Source organism: Streptosporangium sp. NPDC049376, assembly GCF_044466505.1.
Taxonomy (GTDB): domain Bacteria; phylum Actinomycetota; class Actinomycetes; order Streptosporangiales; family Streptosporangiaceae; genus Streptosporangium.
In genome coordinates, this window is the sequence record NZ_JBITMT010000010.1 from 150,344 (window position 1) to 169,842 (window position 19,499).

At 71.1% G+C, this 19,499-nt stretch carries 20 protein-coding genes; 7 read left to right on the forward strand and 13 right to left on the reverse strand.

From position 1 onward, the window contains the following. Positions 1–697 precede the first annotated feature (697 nt). The 5 genes from ACIBVQ_RS24760 to ACIBVQ_RS24780 form a co-directional block, all read right to left on the reverse strand. Positions 698–889: a hypothetical protein gene (locus tag ACIBVQ_RS24760; protein WP_390046742.1), complete on the reverse strand. Its 192-nt coding sequence runs from the start codon at positions 887–889 to the stop codon at positions 698–700. A gap of 30 nt (positions 890–919) precedes the next feature. Next, positions 920–1,144, reverse strand: coding sequence for a BldC family transcriptional regulator (locus ACIBVQ_RS24765; protein ID WP_386195493.1), 225 nt, complete (start codon positions 1,142–1,144; stop codon positions 920–922). 12 nt (positions 1,145–1,156) lie between these two features. Beyond that, positions 1,157–1,390 carry a hypothetical protein gene (locus ACIBVQ_RS24770; protein WP_390046744.1) on the reverse strand — a complete coding sequence of 78 codons (234 nt, stop codon included), beginning with the start codon at positions 1,388–1,390 and terminating at the stop codon, positions 1,157–1,159. Between the two features lie 798 nt (positions 1,391–2,188). Further along, the gene (locus tag ACIBVQ_RS24775) at positions 2,189–2,692 is read right to left on the reverse strand and encodes a hypothetical protein (RefSeq protein WP_399180237.1); all 504 of its coding nucleotides are present in this window, start codon (positions 2,690–2,692) and stop codon (positions 2,189–2,191) included. Beyond that, positions 2,689–2,913, reverse strand: a complete 225-nt coding sequence (locus ACIBVQ_RS24780) for a hypothetical protein (protein WP_399180239.1) — start codon at positions 2,911–2,913, stop codon at positions 2,689–2,691. The genes ACIBVQ_RS24775 and ACIBVQ_RS24780 overlap by 4 nt, the downstream gene beginning before the upstream one ends. A gap of 907 nt (positions 2,914–3,820) precedes the next feature. Between ACIBVQ_RS24780 and ACIBVQ_RS24785 the strand changes: the two genes are divergently transcribed. The 3 genes from ACIBVQ_RS24785 (at position 3,821) to ACIBVQ_RS24795 (ending at position 5,261) form a co-directional block, all read left to right on the forward strand. Beyond that, complete coding sequence (locus tag ACIBVQ_RS24785) at positions 3,821–4,096, forward strand: GntR family transcriptional regulator (RefSeq protein ID WP_390046748.1); 276 nt, start codon at positions 3,821–3,823, stop codon at positions 4,094–4,096. A 126-nt stretch (positions 4,097–4,222) separates the two neighbouring features. Then, positions 4,223–5,059, forward strand: a complete 837-nt coding sequence (locus tag ACIBVQ_RS24790; RefSeq protein ID WP_390046750.1) for a helix-turn-helix domain-containing protein — start codon at positions 4,223–4,225, stop codon at positions 5,057–5,059. Continuing rightward, positions 5,052–5,261 (forward strand): DUF397 domain-containing protein, encoded by a 210-nt coding sequence (locus tag ACIBVQ_RS24795; RefSeq protein ID WP_390046752.1) that lies wholly within the window; start codon positions 5,052–5,054, stop codon positions 5,259–5,261. The genes ACIBVQ_RS24790 and ACIBVQ_RS24795 overlap by 8 nt, the downstream gene beginning before the upstream one ends. Positions 5,262–5,317: 56 nt before the next feature. Here ACIBVQ_RS24795 and ACIBVQ_RS24800 read toward each other — a convergent pair whose 3' ends face one another. From ACIBVQ_RS24800 to ACIBVQ_RS24825, 6 genes are read right to left on the reverse strand one after another with little or no spacing between them, the layout of a single operon-like run. Continuing rightward, positions 5,318–7,975 carry a fumarate reductase/succinate dehydrogenase flavoprotein subunit gene (locus ACIBVQ_RS24800; RefSeq protein WP_399180242.1) on the reverse strand — a complete coding sequence of 886 codons (2,658 nt, stop codon included), beginning with the start codon at positions 7,973–7,975 and terminating at the stop codon, positions 5,318–5,320. Beyond that, positions 7,975–8,712 carry an ABC transporter ATP-binding protein gene (locus ACIBVQ_RS24805; protein WP_362913559.1) on the reverse strand — a complete coding sequence of 246 codons (738 nt, stop codon included), beginning with the start codon at positions 8,710–8,712 and terminating at the stop codon, positions 7,975–7,977. The genes ACIBVQ_RS24800 and ACIBVQ_RS24805 overlap by 1 nt, the downstream gene beginning before the upstream one ends. Beyond that, on the reverse strand, positions 8,709–9,566 hold the full coding sequence (locus tag ACIBVQ_RS24810; RefSeq protein ID WP_399180244.1) for an ABC transporter permease: 858 nt from the start codon (positions 9,564–9,566) through the stop codon (positions 8,709–8,711). The genes ACIBVQ_RS24805 and ACIBVQ_RS24810 overlap by 4 nt, the downstream gene beginning before the upstream one ends. Then, complete coding sequence (locus ACIBVQ_RS24815; protein ID WP_399180246.1) at positions 9,563–10,999, reverse strand: ABC transporter substrate-binding protein; 1,437 nt, start codon at positions 10,997–10,999, stop codon at positions 9,563–9,565. The genes ACIBVQ_RS24810 and ACIBVQ_RS24815 overlap by 4 nt, the downstream gene beginning before the upstream one ends. Before the next feature lie 16 nt (positions 11,000–11,015). Next, a complete protein-coding gene (locus ACIBVQ_RS24820; protein WP_352014431.1) occupies positions 11,016–11,243 on the reverse strand; it encodes a 4Fe-4S dicluster domain-containing protein in 228 nt (75 codons plus the stop codon). After that, positions 11,234–11,989 carry a GntR family transcriptional regulator gene (locus ACIBVQ_RS24825; RefSeq protein ID WP_352014432.1) on the reverse strand — a complete coding sequence of 252 codons (756 nt, stop codon included), beginning with the start codon at positions 11,987–11,989 and terminating at the stop codon, positions 11,234–11,236. The genes ACIBVQ_RS24820 and ACIBVQ_RS24825 overlap by 10 nt, the downstream gene beginning before the upstream one ends. A gap of 164 nt (positions 11,990–12,153) precedes the next feature. Between ACIBVQ_RS24825 and ACIBVQ_RS24830 the strand changes: the two genes are divergently transcribed. Then, a complete protein-coding gene (locus tag ACIBVQ_RS24830; protein ID WP_399180249.1) occupies positions 12,154–13,029 on the forward strand; it encodes a class II glutamine amidotransferase in 876 nt (291 codons plus the stop codon). A 4-nt stretch (positions 13,030–13,033) separates the two neighbouring features. Here the strand turns inward: ACIBVQ_RS24830 and ACIBVQ_RS24835 are convergent, their stop codons facing one another. Next, positions 13,034–14,269 (reverse strand): beta-ketoacyl-[acyl-carrier-protein] synthase family protein, encoded by a 1,236-nt coding sequence (locus ACIBVQ_RS24835; RefSeq protein ID WP_399180251.1) that lies wholly within the window; start codon positions 14,267–14,269, stop codon positions 13,034–13,036. Between the two features lie 59 nt (positions 14,270–14,328). Between ACIBVQ_RS24835 and ACIBVQ_RS24840 the strand changes: the two genes are divergently transcribed. The 3 genes from ACIBVQ_RS24840 to ACIBVQ_RS24850 all read left to right on the forward strand — a co-directional run bounded on the left by ACIBVQ_RS24840 (position 14,329) and on the right by ACIBVQ_RS24850 (position 18,789). Continuing rightward, positions 14,329–14,910, forward strand: a complete 582-nt coding sequence (locus ACIBVQ_RS24840; RefSeq protein ID WP_352014435.1) for a TetR/AcrR family transcriptional regulator C-terminal domain-containing protein — start codon at positions 14,329–14,331, stop codon at positions 14,908–14,910. A 372-nt stretch (positions 14,911–15,282) separates the two neighbouring features. Next, a complete protein-coding gene (locus tag ACIBVQ_RS24845; RefSeq protein ID WP_399180254.1) occupies positions 15,283–17,514 on the forward strand; it encodes an NACHT domain-containing protein in 2,232 nt (743 codons plus the stop codon). Positions 17,515–17,532: 18 nt separating this feature from the next. Continuing rightward, complete coding sequence (locus tag ACIBVQ_RS24850) at positions 17,533–18,789, forward strand: M28 family metallopeptidase (protein WP_399180256.1); 1,257 nt, start codon at positions 17,533–17,535, stop codon at positions 18,787–18,789. On the opposite strand, the gene ACIBVQ_RS24855 is transcribed toward ACIBVQ_RS24850, so the two are convergent. After that, positions 18,675–19,442: a DUF2306 domain-containing protein gene (locus ACIBVQ_RS24855; RefSeq protein ID WP_362913547.1), complete on the reverse strand. Its 768-nt coding sequence runs from the start codon at positions 19,440–19,442 to the stop codon at positions 18,675–18,677. The genes ACIBVQ_RS24850 and ACIBVQ_RS24855 overlap by 115 nt on opposite strands. Positions 19,443–19,499 lie beyond the last annotated feature (57 nt).

The window sequence follows — 19,499 nt, forward strand, 5'->3', positions numbered from 1 at the left end:
ACGGAGACGGCGACCCGGCCCCGTCAGCGGCGCACCCCAGAAACCTCCGGCACGACGGGCGGAGGAAGAACACGTTCTGAACGAATATCGACACGACCGTTAACGCCCCGCCCGGAGCCCGTTTCGGCCCGACACGGACCGTTCCCTCTTTCAGCGCCCCAGGGCTGCGAAAGACGACCCCCCACTCCCCGAGACATGAAGACCACACGGGCCGACCGGAACAGATTGACCTGGTAAAACATTCACCCTGTTGATATCGCAAAACAATATGTCACCCTCAAGAGTGACTGTCAACTATTGTCAGACAGGTAATCGCGACCTCTGCCGCTTCGATCCTCCCGTCAACCGCTTATTCACACGGACGCGGCGACGATGCTCCCGCCCCCTCCGTGAAAGGGACTTCTGTCCCGTTCGCGAATCGACACGACGCCCGGCCGGGAAAATACCGCCCACTCGCCGCCCTGTTGACACCCGAACAATGCCGCACGACCCGAAGAGACCACGGTCGTACGGCACCCGCCACCTCCGGAAAGGCCGAGAAGTTCTATGCGCTGAGAACGCCTCACATTTCACCGGTCCGACCGTCGTCGAAACCCGGTGAATTCCCCGCGTGGGCCCCGGGTCTCAGATCCCCGCTCCGTCCGTGAGACAGCCGGAGCACCCCGTCCGGGCCCTTCGCCGAGGACCCGGGGAGCGGTCAGGCCGGCAGGGCCCGGCGGGCGTAGGCGCGGACGTCGGCGTCCGGGTCGGACAGTACGGCCCGCAGCGCCTCGGTCACCTCCGGCCTCGCGCGTGTCGAAACCGGGGTCGTCGGCGAGCGTCTCCAGGGCGGCGGACGGTTTGCCGACGGCACCCAGGCCGACGGCCACCGCTCCGCCGACAGGCGCACGTCCGCCAGGAGACCGCCGAAAGGTGACGGTCAAGGTGAGGCGTTGAGAAGGGCGTTGATATCGCTCTGGCGGTAGCGGCGTTGCCTGCTGGGGGTCCTGACCGAGGGGATGCGCCCGGTCAGCGCCCACCGATTCACCGTCTTGGGATCGACTCCGAAGATGCGGGCCACTTCGCCGGGGGTGAGGAGGCGTTCGGTGGTGTCGGGCCCGGTGGAGAAGGTGCCGTCCGGGGCGACGGCTTTGAGGGGGGACATAGGGGTTCTCCTTCAGTAGCGGAGCATGTGCAGGATCTGGTCGTGCCGGGCCAGCGCGCGGGCGAGCCGGCGCAGGGTCGTACGGCCGAGGGCGTCCCGGGCTCCGGCTCTGCGCTGGTCGGGGCGTAACGGTTCGTACCGGATGGCCCACCAACGGGGCAGGCCGGGCAGATCGTGTTGTTCGTACCGCCAGCCGGGGTGGGTGCTGATGAGCAGGTCGATCAACCGTCGTTCGTCGTCGGTCATGGTCTTCCCGGTTCGGAGGGCGGACAGGAACACGCTTCGCTCGGGCCGGGGTTTCCGAGGTCTTTCGACCCGGGTCGTGAGGTCCGGGACCTTCGTTCGAGCCGACCTTTCGAGGGCCTTCGTTCTGGCCACGAAGCCCGGAGTTCGGGGCCTTTTCGTGGGGCAGGTGCCCGGCCCCGAGCCGGGGAGCACTTGGCCGGGCGCCCTGGAGGAGAACCGGCCCCACGTGCTCGGGGCCGGTGCGCCAGACGACTCCCTCTTCCCCGGCACGCCCATCTGTCCCGGCGTGCGTGGGAGCCGTCTGCGAGGGTGTGCGGCCCAGACCCCTCCCGCCTGGACCGCACGCTCATGGGGTGCGGAGGGGTGCGGTCCAGGTCCCTCATCCCTGGACCGCACGCTCAAGGGGCACGGCGAGCCGCCGTACCGGCTATGGGGAGCGCAGCAACCTGCGCAACGCCGTAGACCGACCAGGCGCGATGGCCTGACCAGGGCATACGGCCTGAACGACCCGAGCGGTCCGAGTCCGAAGCGCGCGGGCGACGGCCACGGCCTGGATGCTCGGCGGCACCACCGGAGGTGCCTGGGCGGTCAGCTTGCGCTCCAACTCCCCGACCGACCCGGCCCGCACCAGCAGCACGTCCCCGGGACACGGCCTGCCGGACAGGACACTCCGATAGGCGCTCCACAGTCCGGACCGTGAGCTGTGGAACACCAGCCAGTCAGGATGAGCCCGCCGCAAGCTGTCGCAACTGGGATATGCGACACCATCCACTGGACACGTCGGTTCGACGAACGGCATCATGCCGCCCTCCCACCCGGCGAACGCCCTCCGGCGGACACCGTCTCCCCACCCGGCGAAGGCCGTCCACCGGCGAACACCATTCCCTCACCCGGCGAAGCACCCGGCGAAGACCGTCCCCCAGCCGATGCCGTCTCCTCACCCGGCGAACCCCGCTCCCCGCCGACCTCCCCGTTCCGCGCCCCGGAAGACGGACGGCCGGTACCGCCCCTCCTACGCCGAACCGGCGCCGGGGAGGACTGCGGCGAGAGCCGGATGGCTCGGATCATCTCCGCCTCCCGCATCCGCTCCTCCAGCCCGTCAGCCGTGGGGTCCTCGACGATCACCGGCCGGGGACCGTCCCAGGCGGCCACCGCGTAGAAGGCGCGTCGTCCCAGGCTGTAGAGCACCGTCCAGTCCACCCAGGCCAGGTCGATCCGCTCGGCCTCCGCCCGCGCCGGACCGTCCCACACCCGCCGATACACCGGCGCGTACGGCAGACCGTCCCTGTGCCGTCCGGTCACGAGGTGACCTCCTCGACCAGGGCGACGCGGGCGGTCTCCTCCTGCTCGGCGACGACGGCCTGGATCTCCTCGAAGGTGTCGGCGTCCACGGCCGATTCCGCTCCGGCCCGTACGGCGGCGCGGGGAAAGAGGTGGTTGCGGAAGGCCCAGAACCGGCCCGCGTCACTGATGATCAACCGCCAGCCCGGGATCACCGGGCGGTTGGGGGTGGGGTGCTGCATGACCTGAACCTCCAAGATCCGATCAGAGGCATGCCTGGCCAGGGCGTTCACCAGACGGGCCTGCCCTGCGAAACAAGAAACAGCCGGAACCCGAACCGGCCGACAGGCCGTACGAGCACGAGGAACGCGACATCGGTCTCCGCGCCGAGGCGGCCCGCCGCTCGCGGGCCGTACGCCGTGGTGGTGGGCCTGGTGCACCCGCGTCCAGATGACCCCCGACCGAGGAACCCTGGGGAACGGACGCCGAACCCGCCGAGGCAGCGGCAGCCGAGCAGGCCGTATCGGCGTGACAGGCACCGCCTCCGGAGCCGCCCCCGGGGCATCCACAGGAACCGGCTCCACGCCGTCGTCCGGTACGGCCTTCGCAGCCGGAACCATCGCGGGCACCTCCGGCTCAGGATCGGGGTCGGGCCGACGCTGAGCGGGTACCAGCGGAACCACCTCAGCGGGCGCCACCTCCACCGGAAGCCGGGGAGCGGGAAGGACCTGCGGGCCGTACTCGCGACGAGCCTGCAGACGGGCGTTCATCAACAGCCCGGACGGCTGCACGTACTCGTGCCCGTCCTGCTGCGAACACCCGTGGGCATAGGGGGCATGCCCACACCGGGCACACCCCATCGGCAAGGGAACGGCACCAGCGAAGCAGGCACAACCGTCCCGGATCGACGTGTCCGGTCTGGAGTCCCGGGCACTACTCTTACTCACGTCAGGAGACACCTTCCTGATCAAGGGCCTGTCGGACGTGTGCAGCGTTCGGCAGGCCGTTTCCGTCTGACGTTAGATGATCTTCTTATGTGTTTATGCAGTTCAGAGACTTACTCTTACCTGAACGTTCACGGTCTATCACTCCAGAGCATGGACGGTCGTGACTCTTCAAACCAGAGCCTCCATGTCTACGGTCTTCCTTATGATCGTTCAGGGGGAGTGGGTCTGGGAGGAGGGGACAGCCCGATGGAGGCAGCTCTACGTCATCCTCAGAGCCCGCATCGAAGCTGGCACCTACCCGACCCGGCGGTTGATACCAAGCCTGATCCAGTTGGAAGAGGAGTTCGGCTTGGCGCGCAACACCGTCCGCAAAGCGCTCGCCAGACTTACCCAGGAAGGGTACGTGCGCCCCGAGCAAGGCGTGGGAACCGTCGTGCAGCCCCAGGAGAAGTGGACACCCGAGACGGGCGAGGAGTGACGCGATGGTCAACCTCGCCGCCATGGCCATCCTTCCTCCGGGACACCTCACATAATGATCGTGCCCTGCGCACGCACGCAAGCACTACTCTAAGATTTCCTTGAGAAAGGACGTCACACTTACGCCATGGTCCTGAAGAGTCCAACCGTCCGCCATCGCCGTCTTGGCCGTGAGCTGCGACGACTCCGGGAAGAGGCGGGCTTCACCCCAGAACAGGCGGCACAACACCTTGGCTGGAGCCGATCCAAACTCAACCGGATCGAGATCGCACGGATCAAGGTAACCGTCCCCGACATCGCCAAAGCCTGCGATCTGTACGGCGTCACCGCAGAAGCCAAGGCAACCCTGGCCCAACTGGGCCGCGAGGCAAATCAACGAGGATGGTGGGCCGCTTATAGCGACGTGCTCGCCGGGGCATATGTCAGCCTTGAAGCGGACGCAGCCCACATCCGGACATGGGAACCCCTGCTGATCCCAGGGCTATTCCAGACCGAAGACTACGCACGCGCGATCATCAGCGAGCGCCCCGACCTGGACGAAGACGAGCTGCAACGTCGCGTAGCGGCACGAATGCAGCGCAAAGTAGCGCTACTGAGCTCCAAACCCACCGTTCACGTATTGATAGACGAAACAGCGCTCCGTCGACCAATTGGAGCCGCCAGCGCCATGGCCGCCCAACTCGACGATCTTGTCCAGATCTCTGGCTGGCCCACCGTCACAATCCAGGTTCTGCCGATGGCAGCAGGCCCGCATTCCGGGCTGAACGGCTCCTTCTCCATCTTCTCCTTCGACGAAGAAGATCCAGACGTTGCCTACGCCGGAGGCCCCGCAGGCGAAGCATACCTGGAAGACCCTGCCCAAGTTCGTGACCTTACGCTGGCTTTCGAGCGCCTTCTCCAAAAGGCGTTGACCCCCGAGGAGTCCGTGGCGCTCATCACCACGGTAAGGAGCGATCATGCATAAGATCACCGATCTATCCGGTGCTGAGTTCCGCAAGAGTAGCCTCAGCGGCACCCACGACAACTGCGTAGAGGTCGCCACCAACCTCCCCAACCTGGTCGCCGTCCGTGACAGCAAGGACCCCTCCGGACCCGCCCTGGCGTTCACCCCCACCCAGTGGCGCTCGTTCATCGGCCACGTGAACACCGGCACCTTCGACGCCTGACCGCTCGCCCTTCCTTCGAGGCCCCGGCACCGTACGGCGCCGGGGCCTCGCGCGTGTCAGGCGGGCAGGGCCCGGCGGGCGTAGGCGCGGACGTCGGCGTCCGGGTCGGACAGTACGGCCCGCAGCGCCTCGGTCACCTCCGGCCGCGCGCTCCAGGGGGTCAGCGCGAGGACGACGGCCTTGCGCACGTCGAGATTGGGGTCGGTCGCGGCCTCGGTGAGGAGGGGCACCGCGACCTCGGGGTCGGACGCGCCCAGGCAGCGGACCGCCCCCACCCGCACCTGCCAGGCCGCGTCCCCCAGCCCCCGTACGGCCGCCGCCGTCAGCGGGGAACCGGTGGCGCCGGACGATTCGAGGGCGGCGGCCCTGACGAGCGGGTCGGGGTCGTCGGCGAGCGTCTCCAGGGCGGCGGACGGTTCGCCGACGGTGCCCAGGCCGACGGCCACCCGGACACGGACCTCCCGGGAGGCGTCTCCGGCCGCCTCGGCCACCAGGCCGGACGCGTCGAGGGAGACCAGGCCGCGGATCGCCTCGATGCGCACCCGGTGGTCGGCGTCCCGGATGCCCGCCGCGAAGACCTCGGCGTCCCCCAGCCGCAGGGCGCGCAGCACGTCCAGCGCGCTCGCCCTGACCACGGCGTCCTGGCTGTCCGTCCGGGCGGTCAGGCCCGCGCCGAGCGCGGCGTCGGCGGGCAGCACCTCGACGAGTTCCCGCAGGCCGTTGGCGGCGGCCCGCCGTACCATGCCGTGGTCGTCGGCCAGGGCGGCGACCAGCGCCTGACCGGCGCCGTCGGGCACGGTCTCGGTGAGCACCGCGATGGCCGCCCGGCGCACCTTGGGGTCGGGGTCGGCGAGGTAGGGGGTGAGCCGTTCGACCGGCGGCTGCTCCTCGGCGAGCCGGTGCAGTTCCAGGATGCGGGGCGAGCGGCCGACGGCGGTCCCGGTCGAGCGGGTCTCCACGGCCGTGCGCACCGGGGCGCTGGTGTGGGCGCCGATGAGCACGGGCTCGGCCTGGACCGGCTGGAACTCCTCGACGGGCACGATGTACGGCTCGACGGGACGCTTGACGAACTCCATGGCGCCGTCGGACCGGCGGCGCAGGTTCAGGTGGAACAGCCAGCCCTCGTCGTCGCGTTCCGGCAGGTCGGCGCGGTCGTGGTAGAGGCCCCAGCGGCTCTCGGTGCGCACCAGGGAGGAACGGGCGGCCATCTCGGCGCAGTCGCGGATGAAGTCCACCTCGACGCAGCGCATCAGCTCGTGCGGGGTGTGCGCGCCCATCGCGGCGATCTCCTGGCGCATCCGCTCGAAGGACTCAAGCGCGATCTCCAGCTTGGCGCCTGTCTTGGGCGGGGCGACGTAGTCGTTGACGAAGCGGCGCAGCTTGTACTCCACCTGCGGCTGCGGCGGCCCCTCGGGGTTGCGCAGCGGCCGGTAGACGAGTTCGTGCGCGGCGGCGACCTGGTCCTCGGGGAGCGTCGCGGGGACCCGGTGGCCGGCGGCGGCGTGCGCCCCGGCGAGGTCGCCGAAGACGAAGGCGCCGATCATGTAGTTGTGCGGGACGCACGCCAGGTCTCCGGCGGCGTACAGGCCGGGGACGGTGGTGGCGCCGTTCTCGTCCACCCAGACGCCGGAGGCGGAGTGGCCGCCGCACAGGCCGATCTCGGAGATGTGCATCTCCACGTCGTGGGTGCGGTAGTCGTGGCCCCGCCCGGCGTGGAAGGTGCCCCGGGTCGGCCGTTCCGTCGAGTGCAGGATGGTCTCCAGGGCCGAGACGCTCTCCTCGGGCAGGTGGGTGAGTTTGAGGTAGATGGGGCCGCGGGCGGAGTCGATCTCGGAGGCGACCTCGGCCATCATCTGCCCCGACCAGTAGTCGGAGTCGACGAACCGGTCGCCCTTCCCGTTCACCTGGTACCCGCCGAACGGGTTGGCCACATACGCGCAGGCGGGGCCGTTGTAGTCCTTGATCAACGGGTTGATCTGGAAGCACTCGATGCCGCTCAGCTCGGCCCCGGCGTGGTAGGCCATGGCGTAGCCGTCCCCGGCGTTGGCCGGGTTCTCGTAGGTGCCGTAGAGGTAGCCGCTTGCGGGCAGGCCGAGCCGCCCGCAGGCGCCCGTGGCCAGGATGACCGCCCCGGCCCGTACGACGACGAACCTTCCGCTGCGGGTGTCGAACCCGGCGACGCCGACCGCCCTGCCGCCCTCGGTCAGGACGCGCACCGGCATGACCCGGTTCTCGATCCTGACCTTCTCCCTGATGTCGCGGCGGCGCAGCACCCGGTAGAGGACCTTCTTGACGTCCTTGCCCTCGGGCATGGGCAGCACGTAGCTGCCCGAACGGTGCACCCGGCGGACGGCGTAGTCGCCGTACTCGTCCTTCTCGAACTTCACGCCGTAGCCTTCGAGCCTGCGGACCATGTCGTGGCCACGGGTCGCGGTCTGGTGGACGGTCCGCTGGTTGACGATGCCGTCGTTGGCCCTGGTGATCTCGGCGACGTAGTCCTCGGGGGTGGCCTTGCCGGGGATGACGGCGTTGTTGACCCCGTCCATGCCCATGGCCAGGGCGCCGCTGTGCCGTACGTGGGCCTTCTCCAGCAGCAGCACCCGGGCGCCGCGCTCGGCAGCGGTGATCGCAGCCATCGTGCCCGCGGTGCCGCCGCCGACGACGAGCACCTCGCACACCAGTTCGAGACGGTCCGTGACCGGGGGAATCTCCACTACAGCTCCTTCAGGATGCGTTCGCGCAGGGCCGCCCTGGGCCCGCCCCGCGTCTCCAGGACGGTCTTGACCCCGGTACGGCCGAGCACCGCGACGCGGTCGGCCAGCAGCAGCGCCTCGTCCACGTCGTGGGTGACGAAGACGACCGTCGCCGAGGTGTCGCGCAGCACGTCCAGCAGCAGGCGTTGCATGTCGGCCCTGGTCTGGGCGTCCAGGGCGCCGAAAGGTTCGTCCATCAGCACCGCGCGCGGCGCGCCGACCAGGGCGCGGGCCAGCTGCACCCGCTGGCGCATGCCGCCGGACAGCTCCCTGGGCAGCCGCTGTGCGGCCTCGGCCAGGCCGACCCGGTCGATCCACTCGGTGGCGGCCCGCGCCCGTTCCCGCCGGGGGACCCCCCTGATGGCCAGCGGCAGTTCGACGTTGCGCCGTACGGTGCGCCACGGCAGCAGGCCGTCGTCCTGGAAGACCATGGCGCGCTCGGCGCCGGGGCCGGTGACCGGTTCGTCCCCGGCCAGGACACGTCCCTCCCAGGCGGGCAGCAGCCCCGCGAGGGCGCGCAGCAGCGTGGACTTGCCCGAGCCCGAGGCCCCGACGACCACCATGACCTCGCCGGGCGCGACGTCGAGGACGACGTCGCGCAGCACGGCCGTCCCGCCGTAGCCGAACCCGGCCCCGTCGAGCCGGAACGAAAGCCCGGTACGGCCCGCGCCCACGGTGATCCCGCTGGTGAGTGTCACGTCCCGCTCCCTTCCCCACGCGGCAGCCAGCGGGTGACGCGTCTGCCGACCAGTTCGACGACGGATGAGGTCAGCCAGCCCAGGGCGCCGATGGTGACCATCCCGACGATCACCCCGGGGTAGTCGACGATCGTGTAGGCGTGCCAGGTCCGGTAGCCGACCCCGAACTCACCGGAGATCATCTCCGCGGAGATCACGCAGATCCACGCCACCCCCATGCCGACCGAGAGGCCGCCGAAGAGGCCGGGCAGGGTGCCGGGCAGCACGACGTTCCACAGCACGTGGCGACGGCTCCCGCCGAGCGTCCTGACCGCGTCCTCCCACAGCGTGGGCAGCGCCCGTACGGCGTGCCGGGTGCTGACCATGACGGGGAAGAAGGCGGCGGTGAAGGTGATGAACACGATGCCCTGCTCGTCGGTGGGGAACAGCAGGATCGCGATGGGCACCAGGGCGATGGCGGGGATGGGCCGTACGGCCTCAAGGAGCGGCAGCAGCACGTCGCCCGCGCGGCGGGAGCGGGCGATCAGCACGCCGACGGTGATCCCGGCGACGGCGGCCAGCGCGAAGCCGGTGAGGATGCGGATGAGGCTCTGCAGCAGGTCGAGGTAGTACAGCCGGGTCGTGAGCTGGGTGGCGAAGCGCGCGGCGACCTCACCGGGTCCCGGCAGCCGGTCGAACCTCAGCCACAGCCGGGCGTCGGTCGCGGTGAGCGCCTGCCAGAGCCCGGCCGCCACCAGCAGGCAGCCGATCCTGGTCGCCCACCGCGCGGCCGGGTGGCCCTGGGAGTGCCTGCGCCGTACGGCGGGGCGGGTCACCGGGCGGTCCTGGACGCTCCGGCGCGCGGGGCCGGTCACCGGGACGCCCTGAGGACGGCCTTGAGGGCGTCGTCGTAGGTGACGGCCTCGGTGCCGGGGTGGGCGTCACGGTAGGCCCTGGCGCCGTCCTCGGTGGTGAAGGGCAGGAACTCGGCGTTCCTCCCGCCGTCGGGGTCCCTGACCCAGACGGCCCGGTCGGCGAACCAGCGGGTCCCGGTGGCCGTGTCGGGGACGTAGGCGGCGCGGACCTTCGCGGTGCCCGCCCCGGCGATCTGCCGCAGCAGGCAGGTGGGCGTCGCGGCGGGCCGGGTGGTGTCCTGGCCGGACAGCCACAGCTCGGAGGCGGTCGCCGGGTCCTTGACGGGGACGTCGCAGACGGGGTCGGTGCCGGTGATCGCGGCGGGGTTGACGGTCGAGGCGAGGTCGGTCTCGTAGGCCGGGCCGTACGCCCTGCGGAGGTAGGTGTCGTTGACGAACGTCGTGACGTCCACCCCGGAGAAGCCGTCGCCGATGCGTCTGAGGTAGGGCACGTCGTGCTCGTGGGCGGCCCTGAGTCGCGGCTTCAGGGTGGCGTCGAAGGTGGAGATGCCGTTGGGGCCGTTGTAGAGGTAGACGACCTCGGGGGGAAGTCCCGTCTGGCCGGCCACGGTCAGCGCGGCCTGGAGCGGGTGTTCGTGCAGGTAGCGGGTGGCGTCGAGCTGCGCCTTGAGGAAGGCGTCCACGACCTCGGGGTGCTCCTTGGCGTAGGCCTGGCGCAGCACGACGCCGTGGAAGGTCGGCACGTCCAGGGCTGCGCCGTCGTAGAGCAGGCGCGCCTTGTCCTGGAAGACCAGCAGGCCGGGCCAGGCGACGAACTGGGCGTAGCCCTGGACTCCGCCTGACTCCAGCGCCGAGGCGCCGACCGGGGGTTGCTGGTTGACGGTCTCCACGCCGGTCGCCGGGTCGATGCCCGCCTTCTCCAGCGCCTGGACCAGGGTGCCGTGCCCGGCGGAGCCGACGCTCGCGGAGATCTTCCTTCCCTTGAGGTCGGCCAGCGTCCTGGCGGGCGAGTCCTTGGCGACGACGACCATGTTGAGCGCGCCGCGCAGGTTGTAGCCGGTGATGGAGACCAGTTCGGTGCGGGCCGAGGGGGTCTGCTGGGTGCGGGAGGCGTTGATCAGCAACGGGTAGTCGCCCATCGAGCCGATGTCGATCTTCCCGGCCACCATCTTGGCGGTGATCGGGGCGCCGGTGTCGTGGTCCTGCCACTCGACGGTGTAACGGTCGCCGAGCCTCTTCTCCAGGTAGCCGAGCGAGCGCAGCAGCGTCCCGGCGGTCACGGTGTTGATCGTCTTCGACTGGTAGCCGACGACGAGGTGGATCTTCCCGTCCCCGGAGGAGCCGGAGCCGTCGGAGCCGCCGGCACCGGCGACCGAGCAGCCGGAGAGCAGGAGCGTCAGGGCGGCCAGCGCCGCCGTACGGAGAGGTCTCATCTGACGGTCAGGTCCTTCAGCGCAGCAGGTAGGGGATGTTGATGGTGACCGCGTCCACGGGACAGCGGGCGGCGCAGGGGCCGCAGTACCAGCACTCGTCGACGTACATGTAGGCCTTGCCGGTCTCGTCGCTGATGGCGAGGGAGTCCAGCGGGCAGGCCTCGACGCAGAGCGTGCAGCCGTCGATGCACAGGGATTCGTCGATGGTCACCGGGACCTCGACGCGCTGGTTGATCAGGGGCATGTGTCCTCCTCCCGGCCGCGGTGCAGGTGGCCGCGCATGGTCAGGCGGTCCCCGCGGAAGCGGACGTACTCCAGGTCGACGGGGCGTCCGTCCGACAGGTGGGTGAGCCGCTCGATCATGAGCAGGGCGGCTCCGCGTGGGGCGTCGAGCACGGCGGCGGTGTGGGCGTCGGCGTTGACGGCCTCCATGGTCAGCTCCGCCGTACCGAGGGGCTGGCCGGTGACGCGTTCGAGCAGCACGAAGATGTCGTTGCCTTCGAGGTCGGCGTCGAACAGCGGTTCGCCGACGTCGCGGACGAGGTAGGTCAGGTCGAGGGAGAGCGGCAGGCCGTTGAGGCTGCGCAGCCGTTCGAGGTAGACGACCTGCTCCCCGGCGGCGAGACCGAGCCTGCGTCCGACGGCGGCGGGCGGGGCGATGAGGCTCATCGTGCGGACCTCGTTGGTGACCCGGCCGTGCTCGTGGAGGGTCTCGGCGAGGCCGAGGAGCCGGTGCAGGTCGTGGGGGTACTTCTCGGCGGCGACCGTGGTGCCGACGCCGGGGCAGCGTTCGACGAGCCCCTCACCGCGCAGCAGGTCCAGGGCCTCGCGGATGGCGTTGCGCGAGGTCCCGAACTCGCGGGCGAGCGCGGCTTCGAGCGGGAGCCGCCCGGCGCCGTACCCGCCGTGCACGATCTCCCGCCGCAGCAGGTCGGCCACCTGTCTGGCCCGGTCGGCCCTGCTCCGGGACGCCACCGTTGCCGCTCTCACGCGGCCGTCGGACTGTCTCACAGAAAAAGCCTATTAAATGAGTAGGGAAAATGGCATAACGGTCGGATTGCGCCACCCAGGGCACTTCCCCACCTGGACTTTCACCGCCGACCGGGCAAGATCTGCCATGCCCGGGGAAGGTCTCCTGAGAGAAGGGAGGCGGGATGTGCCGTCTGTTCGGGATGACCAGCGCGCCGCAACGGACCCGCGCCACGTTCTGGCTGCTCGACGCCCCCGACAGCCTCAGCGTCCAGGGGCACCGCGACCCCGACGGCACCGGTCTCGGCTACTTCGAGGAGGACGGCGAGCCGCGGGTGCGCAAGGAGCCCGTCGCCGCCTACGCCGACCGGCGCTTCGCCGAGGAGGCCAGGACCGTGCGCTCGGCCACCTTCGTGGCCCACATCAGGTTCGCCTCGACCGGCGGCCTCGACGTCCGCAACACCCACCCCTTCGAGCAGGACGGACGGCTGTTCGCGCACAACGGGGTCGTCGAGGGCCTCGACCTGCTCGACGAGCACCTCGGCGACGCGCGCTCACTGGTCAAGGGGGAGACCGACTCGGAACGGGTGTTCGCCCTGGTCACCAAGGAGATCAGGGCGAACGGCGGGGACGTGGCCGCCGGGCTCGGCCGGGCCGTGCGATGGATCGCCGGACACCTGCCGCTGTACGCGCTCAACCTCGTCCTCGCCACCCCCGGCGGGCTGTGGGCGCTGCGCTATCCGGACACCCACGAGCTGTACGTGCTCGAACGCGCCCCCGGCGGCAGGCACGGCGACCGGCACCTCGACCACACGGGAACCGGCGGGCGCATCCGGGTGCACTCCGGCGACCTGTCGCGGGCGCCCGCGCTCGTCGTGGCCAGCGAGCGGATGGACGACAACCCCGGCTGGCGGCTGATGGAGCCCGGCGAACTCCTGCACAACGGCCCCGATCTGGGCCTCGTCCGTACGGCGCTGCTGACCGATCCCCCGGCGCACCCGCTGACCCTGGCCGACCTGCGCCCCGACGCCGCCGCCTCCCAGCGCGCCGGGGTCCGCTGACCGGTCAGGGAGCGGTGAAGAGCAGGGAGACGTTCTGGCCGCCGAACCCGAAGGAGTTGCACACCGCCGCGCCGAGGTGCTGCTTGCGGGGTTCGCCGCTGACGACCTCAAGCTCGACCTCGGGGTCCTTGCTGTCGAGGTTGAGGGTGGGCGGGATGACGCTGTTGGCGACCGACAGCAGGGTGACGATGGCCTCGACCGCACCGGCCGCGCCGACGAGGTGGCCGAGGCCGGACTTGGGCGCGGTGAGGACGACGTCGTTCCCGAGCGCCCGCTGGATCGCGGCCGCCTCGCCCACGTCTCCCACGACGGTGGACGTCGCGTGGCAGTTGACGTGGTCGACGTCCTCCGGCCGGAGCCCGGCGGAGGAGACGGCCCTGAGGATCGCCTGGGTCTGGCCCGCGCCCGTCGGGTCGGGGCCGGTGATGTGATGGGCGTCCGAGGTGATGCCGAAGCCCGCCAACCGGCCGATCGGGCGGGCGCCCCGCGCGGCCGCGAAGTCCGCCCGCTCCAGGACCATGACACCGGCGCCCTCGCCGAGCACGAAGCCGTCACGGTCGACGTCGAACGGCCGTGAGGCGCGCTCGGGGGCGTCGTTGCGCTTCGACAGCGTGCGAACCTGGGCGAAACCGGCGATGGTCAACGGCGTGATGGCGGCCTCCGTGCCACCGGCGATGACGACGTCGGCCTCGCCGGACCGGATGAGCCTGGCGGCGAACGCGAGGGCCTCGGCACCCGACGCGCACGCGGAGACGGGTGTGTACACGCCGGCTCTGGCGCCGTACTCCAGGCTGATCCAGGCGGCCGGGCCGTTCGGCATCAGCATGGGGACGGCGAGCGGGGCGATCCGCTGGGGCCCCTTCTCCTCTATCAGGTCGTCCTGCTCCAGGAGGGTGCCGATGCCCGCGATGCCGGTGCCGACCACCACCGCGAGACGGTCGGGATCGACCTCGGGCATGGCGGCGTCGGCCCAGGCCTGCCGCGCGGCGACGAGTACGGCCTGCTGGCAGCGGTCCATCCGCCGGGCCGTGACGCGGGGCAGCACCTCGTCGGGGGAGACGGCCATCGGGGCGGCGATCCGCACCGGCAGGTCGTCGGCGTGGGCGAAGGGCGCCACGAGGTCGTCGATCCGCCGGATGCCGGAGCGCCCGGCGAGGAGCCCCTCCCACAGTGAGTCGACGTCCCCACCGAGAGGCGTGGTCGCCCCGAGACCGGTGACGACGACGTCCTGAACGCTCATGCTGATCCCCTCGATGTTCCGGCTTGCTCCCGCATAGTTGTATCGCATACAAATACAGCATGCCCACGAGCGACCCTCCCCGGAGCCGGGGCCGACGCACCCGCGCGCAGCTTCTCGACCAGGCCGTGGCGCTCTTCGCCGAGCACCCCTTCGGCTCGGTGAGCGTGGCCGAGATCGCGGCGGCGGCCGGCGCGCACCCGAACCAGATCACCTACTACTTCGGGTCCAAGGACGCCCTGTTCGTCCACGCGGCGTTCCTGATGCTGCTCCGCGACGCCGAACGGCTGGAGCCGGTCGGGCACCGGCAGCGCACGCCCAGGGCGTTCCGTGAGGCGATGGCCCGCACCGCGCTGGCGCTGCCCGCCGTACCGGTCGCCGTGCAGGCGATGTCGACGACGCGGCTCAGGCCCGAGCTGCGGCCGGTGGCGCAGCACAACCTCACCCTGCTGTTCCGGCTGGCGGAGCGCTATCTCACCGTGGTGCTCGACCGCCACGGCTGGGTCGTCGACCGTCCCGCCGCCGTCGAGGCGCGCACCTTCTGGAGCGCCGTCCTCGGGGCCCGGCTGATCTCGGAGTCCGGTTTCGGCGGTCGCTCAAGCGACATCGACCTCGCCGGGGTTCTGACGGTCCACGAGAAGTAGAGGCCCCACCATTCCCACAAAACCCGATATTTCTGGATTATCGGGAAAAATGACACTCACCGGAGGGGACGCCTCGAATCCCCGGACGTGGAATCCCGCACGGACCCGGTAGAGCCACGGAAAGGCACCCACCCCGTCCGCCAACCAGGCGAAACCCCCACCACGCCCGGGAAGGCCGCCACAAATCCACGACCGGCCAGGACAGAACGGGAAAAACTCCTTGAATCAGGGTTGGCCACCTGATTCCATTAGCGGCAGATTCCGTACGGGGCCGGCCAAGGAGTGGGAATGGTCCCCAAAAGGCGATCGTGGGCCAGAAGGATCTTCATAGCGGTCTTCTCCCTGGTGTGCGGGTCCGCCGTCCTCATCTCAGTGTTGATCTTCTTCGTCAGGCAGGACCAGGCGGCCGGGTGGGGCGCCGTCCTGGGAGTGCTCACGGCGGCGGCCGGCCTGCTCCTGTCCCAGCTTGAACGCTTCTTCGGGCCTCGGGCCGGTGGCTCCTCGCCGAAGTCCGAGGCGGACGCGCTGCTCAAGGTCGCCGACCAGCTGGCCGTGGCGGTGCGTGAGCAGTGGGAGGCGGAGGCGGCCCTGCGCAGGCTCAACGACCCCTGGCCGCTGAACGTCAGCTGGACCAAGGAGGAGGAGCTCACCGACCCCATCTACGCGCTGCCCGCCGCCAGGGCCGGGGACGCGCGGGCCGTCCGTGCCGACGTGCCCCTGGACGGCGACCTCGCCCAGGTCGCCGACTTCTTCGAGAGCCTGCCCGGCGGGCGGCTGGTGATCCTCGGGCCGCTCGGCTCCGGCAAGTCGGTCCTGGCCCTGACCCTCCTGCTCGATCTGCTGGAACGCCGCGTGCCCGGGCGGCCCGTCCCGGTCCTGATCCCGCTGAACAGGTGGAACCCGGCCGAGATCCCGCTGGAGGAGTGGCTGGCCGACCAGCTGGCGACGAACTACCAGCTCGGCTCACCCCGGCACCGGGACGCGCGGGAGCTCGCCAGGCGCCTGTTGCACGACAACCTGGTCCTGCCGATCCTGGACGGCCTGGACGAACTCGCCGAACCCACCCGGCCCCAGGCGATCACCGACGTCAACGGCTGGCTGGGACGGGACCGTCAGATCGTCCTGACGAGCAGGACGAACGAGTACCGCGCCGCCGTACTGGCCGGCGACGCCGTCACCCGTGGGGCGGCCGTCGTGCTGCAGCCCCTCGGCTGCGCGAGGGTCGAGGAGTACCTCAGGGGGGCGACGGCCAGGCCCCGCGTGCGCCGCTGGGACCCGGTGTTCGCCGAGATGCGGGACAACCCCGACGGGCCGGTCGCCACGGCGCTGCGCACGCCGCTCATGGTGACGCTGGCGCGCGCGATCTACGGTGACCGGCCGGGGGACGCGGCGGTCCTGCTCCAGCCGCGTCTCGCCACGGCCGGCCTGGTCGAGGAGCACCTGCTCGGCGAGCTCGTCCGGGCCGCCTACCCCGACGAACGGCGTGGCCCGCAGGCCGGCGACGTCCAGGTCTGGCTGACCTTCCTGGCCCGCAACCTGAGCGGCAGGGACCGGCCGGACATCGCGTGGTGGCACCTGGAGACCGCGGCCCCCGCGGCCGTCGTGCACGCCCCGGCCGCCGTCGTCGGGGCGTGTGTCGTGGGCTTCGTCTTCGGCCCCGTCGCCGCCGTCGTCTTCGCCGTCGCCGTGCTCCTCCTGGCGGGCGACCGCCGTACCGAACGGTGGAGCCTTGAGGGGATCCTGAAGGGGCCGATGAACGCCTGGCTGCGCGGACTGCGGGAGTCCGGGACGCGGGGCGGCCTCCTCACCCCCCTCATCGGCCTGAACGAGAAGACGCCCCTCGAACGGAGGCTGGCGCTGGGCGCGGGCCGCGTCCTGGGCATGGTGACGGGGCTGGTCCAGGGGTTCGTGGTCTACCAGACGGGCGGCCTGTACCGGGCGGTCGCCGAGGGGGTCGGCCTCGGCCTCGCTGTCGGCCTCGCCGACGGATACCTGACCATCTCGACCCGGTCCGAGCCGAGCGAGGTCAGGTTCGCCTCCCGCCGGGGAGCCGTGGCGTTCGTCCGCCACGTCGCCATCGGGTGTGTCACCGGCGTCGGGGTCGGGGTGACGGCCTGGGCGATCTCGGCGTCGTGGTTCGGCGTGCTCGTCGGCATCCTGGTCGGCCTCGCGTTCGGGGTGATCGACGGGCTGAACATCTGGCTGGACGTGTCGACCGACGTCACCCTCGCGCTGAGCCCGCGCTCGACCCGGCGCGCCGAACGGCTCGCGGCCCTCGCCCGCAGCCTCACGCTGTTCACCACGATCGGCGTCACCACGGGCATCGCCTACACGTTCGCCTACGGCGTCCGGGCTGCCGTGCTCCCGGCGACGGTCTTCGGGCTCGGGTACGCGCTCGCCGACCACCTCATGGGGCTGACGACGTCGGTGTGGGGCCGCTACGCGGTGGCGAAGGCGTGGCTCGCCCTGCTGGGCAGGGTGCCGTGGCGGTTCATGGACTTCCTGGACGACACCCACCGGCGCGGCCTCCTGCGCCGGGTGGGCGCCGTCTACCAGTTCCGCCATGTGAGGTTCCAGGAGTACCTCCTGACGTGGCACAACTAGAGACGGGTGAGACGGGCCATGACGGCTGACCGGTTACCGGACGGATGGCGACGGCGGACCTGCGACGAGGTGATCCGCGCCTACGCCGGAATCGCCCGGCTTCCCACCTCGCCCGGGGAGAAGCGGGTGGCCGCCGCGCTCGCGGAACGGCTACGCGGCCTCGGTTACCGGGTCGGTGTCGAGCCGGTGCGCGCGACGAGCTCCTACGCGCTGCCGATCGGCCTGCTCAGCGCCGCCGGACTCGCCGCGGGACTCCTCTCCCGGTACGGCGTCCCTTCACACGGCGGTGGCTCGTACGGCGGCGCGCGGAGGGCGGCGGCCCGCTGGGGCGCCGCGGTGGTCGCGGCGGCGGCGTCGGCGGCCATCGCCGACGACGTCGCGGGAGGCGCCCGCTGGTTCCGCCGGGTCGCGCTCCCCCACCGGCGCGCCCACAACGTCGTGGCGTACGGCGGCGACCCGACGGCGACCCGGACGGTGGTCGTCCTCGCCCACCACGACGCCGCCCCGTCGGGAGTGATCTTCGACCAGCGGGTGCTCCGCTGGGTCGCCCGCCACTTCCCCGCCGTCATCGCCGCCGCCAAGGAGAACCCGCCGACCTGGTGGCCGGTCATCCTGGGACCGGCCCTGGTCGCCGTGGGCGCCGCGAGCGGCGACCGCAGGCTCGGCGGCCTGGGAACGGCGATCACGGCGGCCAACCTGGCGTTCCTTGCCGACATCGGCCGCAGGCCCGCCGTACCGGGGGCCAACGACAACCTCTCCGGGGTGGCCGCGCTGGTCTGCGTCGCGCGGGCGCTCCAGCGGGAGCCGGTCTCCGGGCTGCGGGTCGTCCTGCTGTCCGCCGGTGCCGAGGAGGCCCTGCAGGAGGGCATCCGCGGGTTCGCCCGCAGGCACTTCCCCGACCTCGGCCCCGGCACCTGCTTCGTCAACCTCGAAAGCGTCGGCTCGGGAAGGCTCGCCCTGCTCGAAGGTGAGGGGCCCGTGCTGATGCGCGACTACCCCGAGCCGTTCCGCCGGTTCGTCGCGGAGTGCGCGCGCGACATCGGGGTGCCGCTCCTGCGGGGACTGCGTTCGCGCAACAGCACCGACAGCGAGGTCCCCCGGCGGCACGGGTACCCCGTCGCCACGATCGTCTCGCTCGACCACGACAAGCTCATCACCCACTACCACCTCGACTCCGACGTCCCCGACAACGTCGACCTGGACAGCGTGGTCTCCGCCGCCGAACTGGCCGAGGCCGTCATCCGCAGGCTGGCCCGCGAGGAACCGGCCCCCTGAGGAACGGCCCGGCGGCCGCGGCTCCGCCGCAGCAGGGCCTCGGCGAACAGCAGGTTCGGCACCCAGCTCAGGAAGGAGTCGGCCAGATAGGAGCGGTCGAAGGCGGTGACCTCGTCCACGCCGAACGCGGTCTGGAGCGGAACGAGGACAAGCGGCCACGCCCTGAGCATCACCGCGGCGTACGTCAGCGCGAACGCCCGTGTCGCCCAGCGGCGGTGCGCGGCGACGTCACCGCGCCTGATCGCCCGGTAGGCAGCCACGGCGAAGGTCGTCCACAGTACGGCCAGCGTCCCGAAGCCCGCCGTTCCCACCGGACCGGCCATGTTGGCCGGAGCCATCACCAGTCCCGCCACCCCGGCCACGATCATGGCGACGATCACGACCCGCCCGCAGAGCCGGTGGAACCCGGGAAAGCGGGTACGCAGCCGTACGACGAACTGGGTGGGTGAGACCAGCAGCGCCAGGCCGCCGAAGCAGATGTGCACGTACAGGGCCGCCTGCGCCCAGCCCGGCTGATCGACGTAGGTGGCCGCGATCCCGACGTCGCTCCGCGCGAGGTGCCGCAGCGTGTCCGTCAGGTACGGCAGCGGCGCGTACACCGCGATTCCCACCGCGGTGAGGACGACCCACCACAGTCCGACTGTTCTTCTCATGAACGCCCCCATCGTCGATCGACCGTCCGTAACGGCCGTCCACAACGTAGGTTCGTC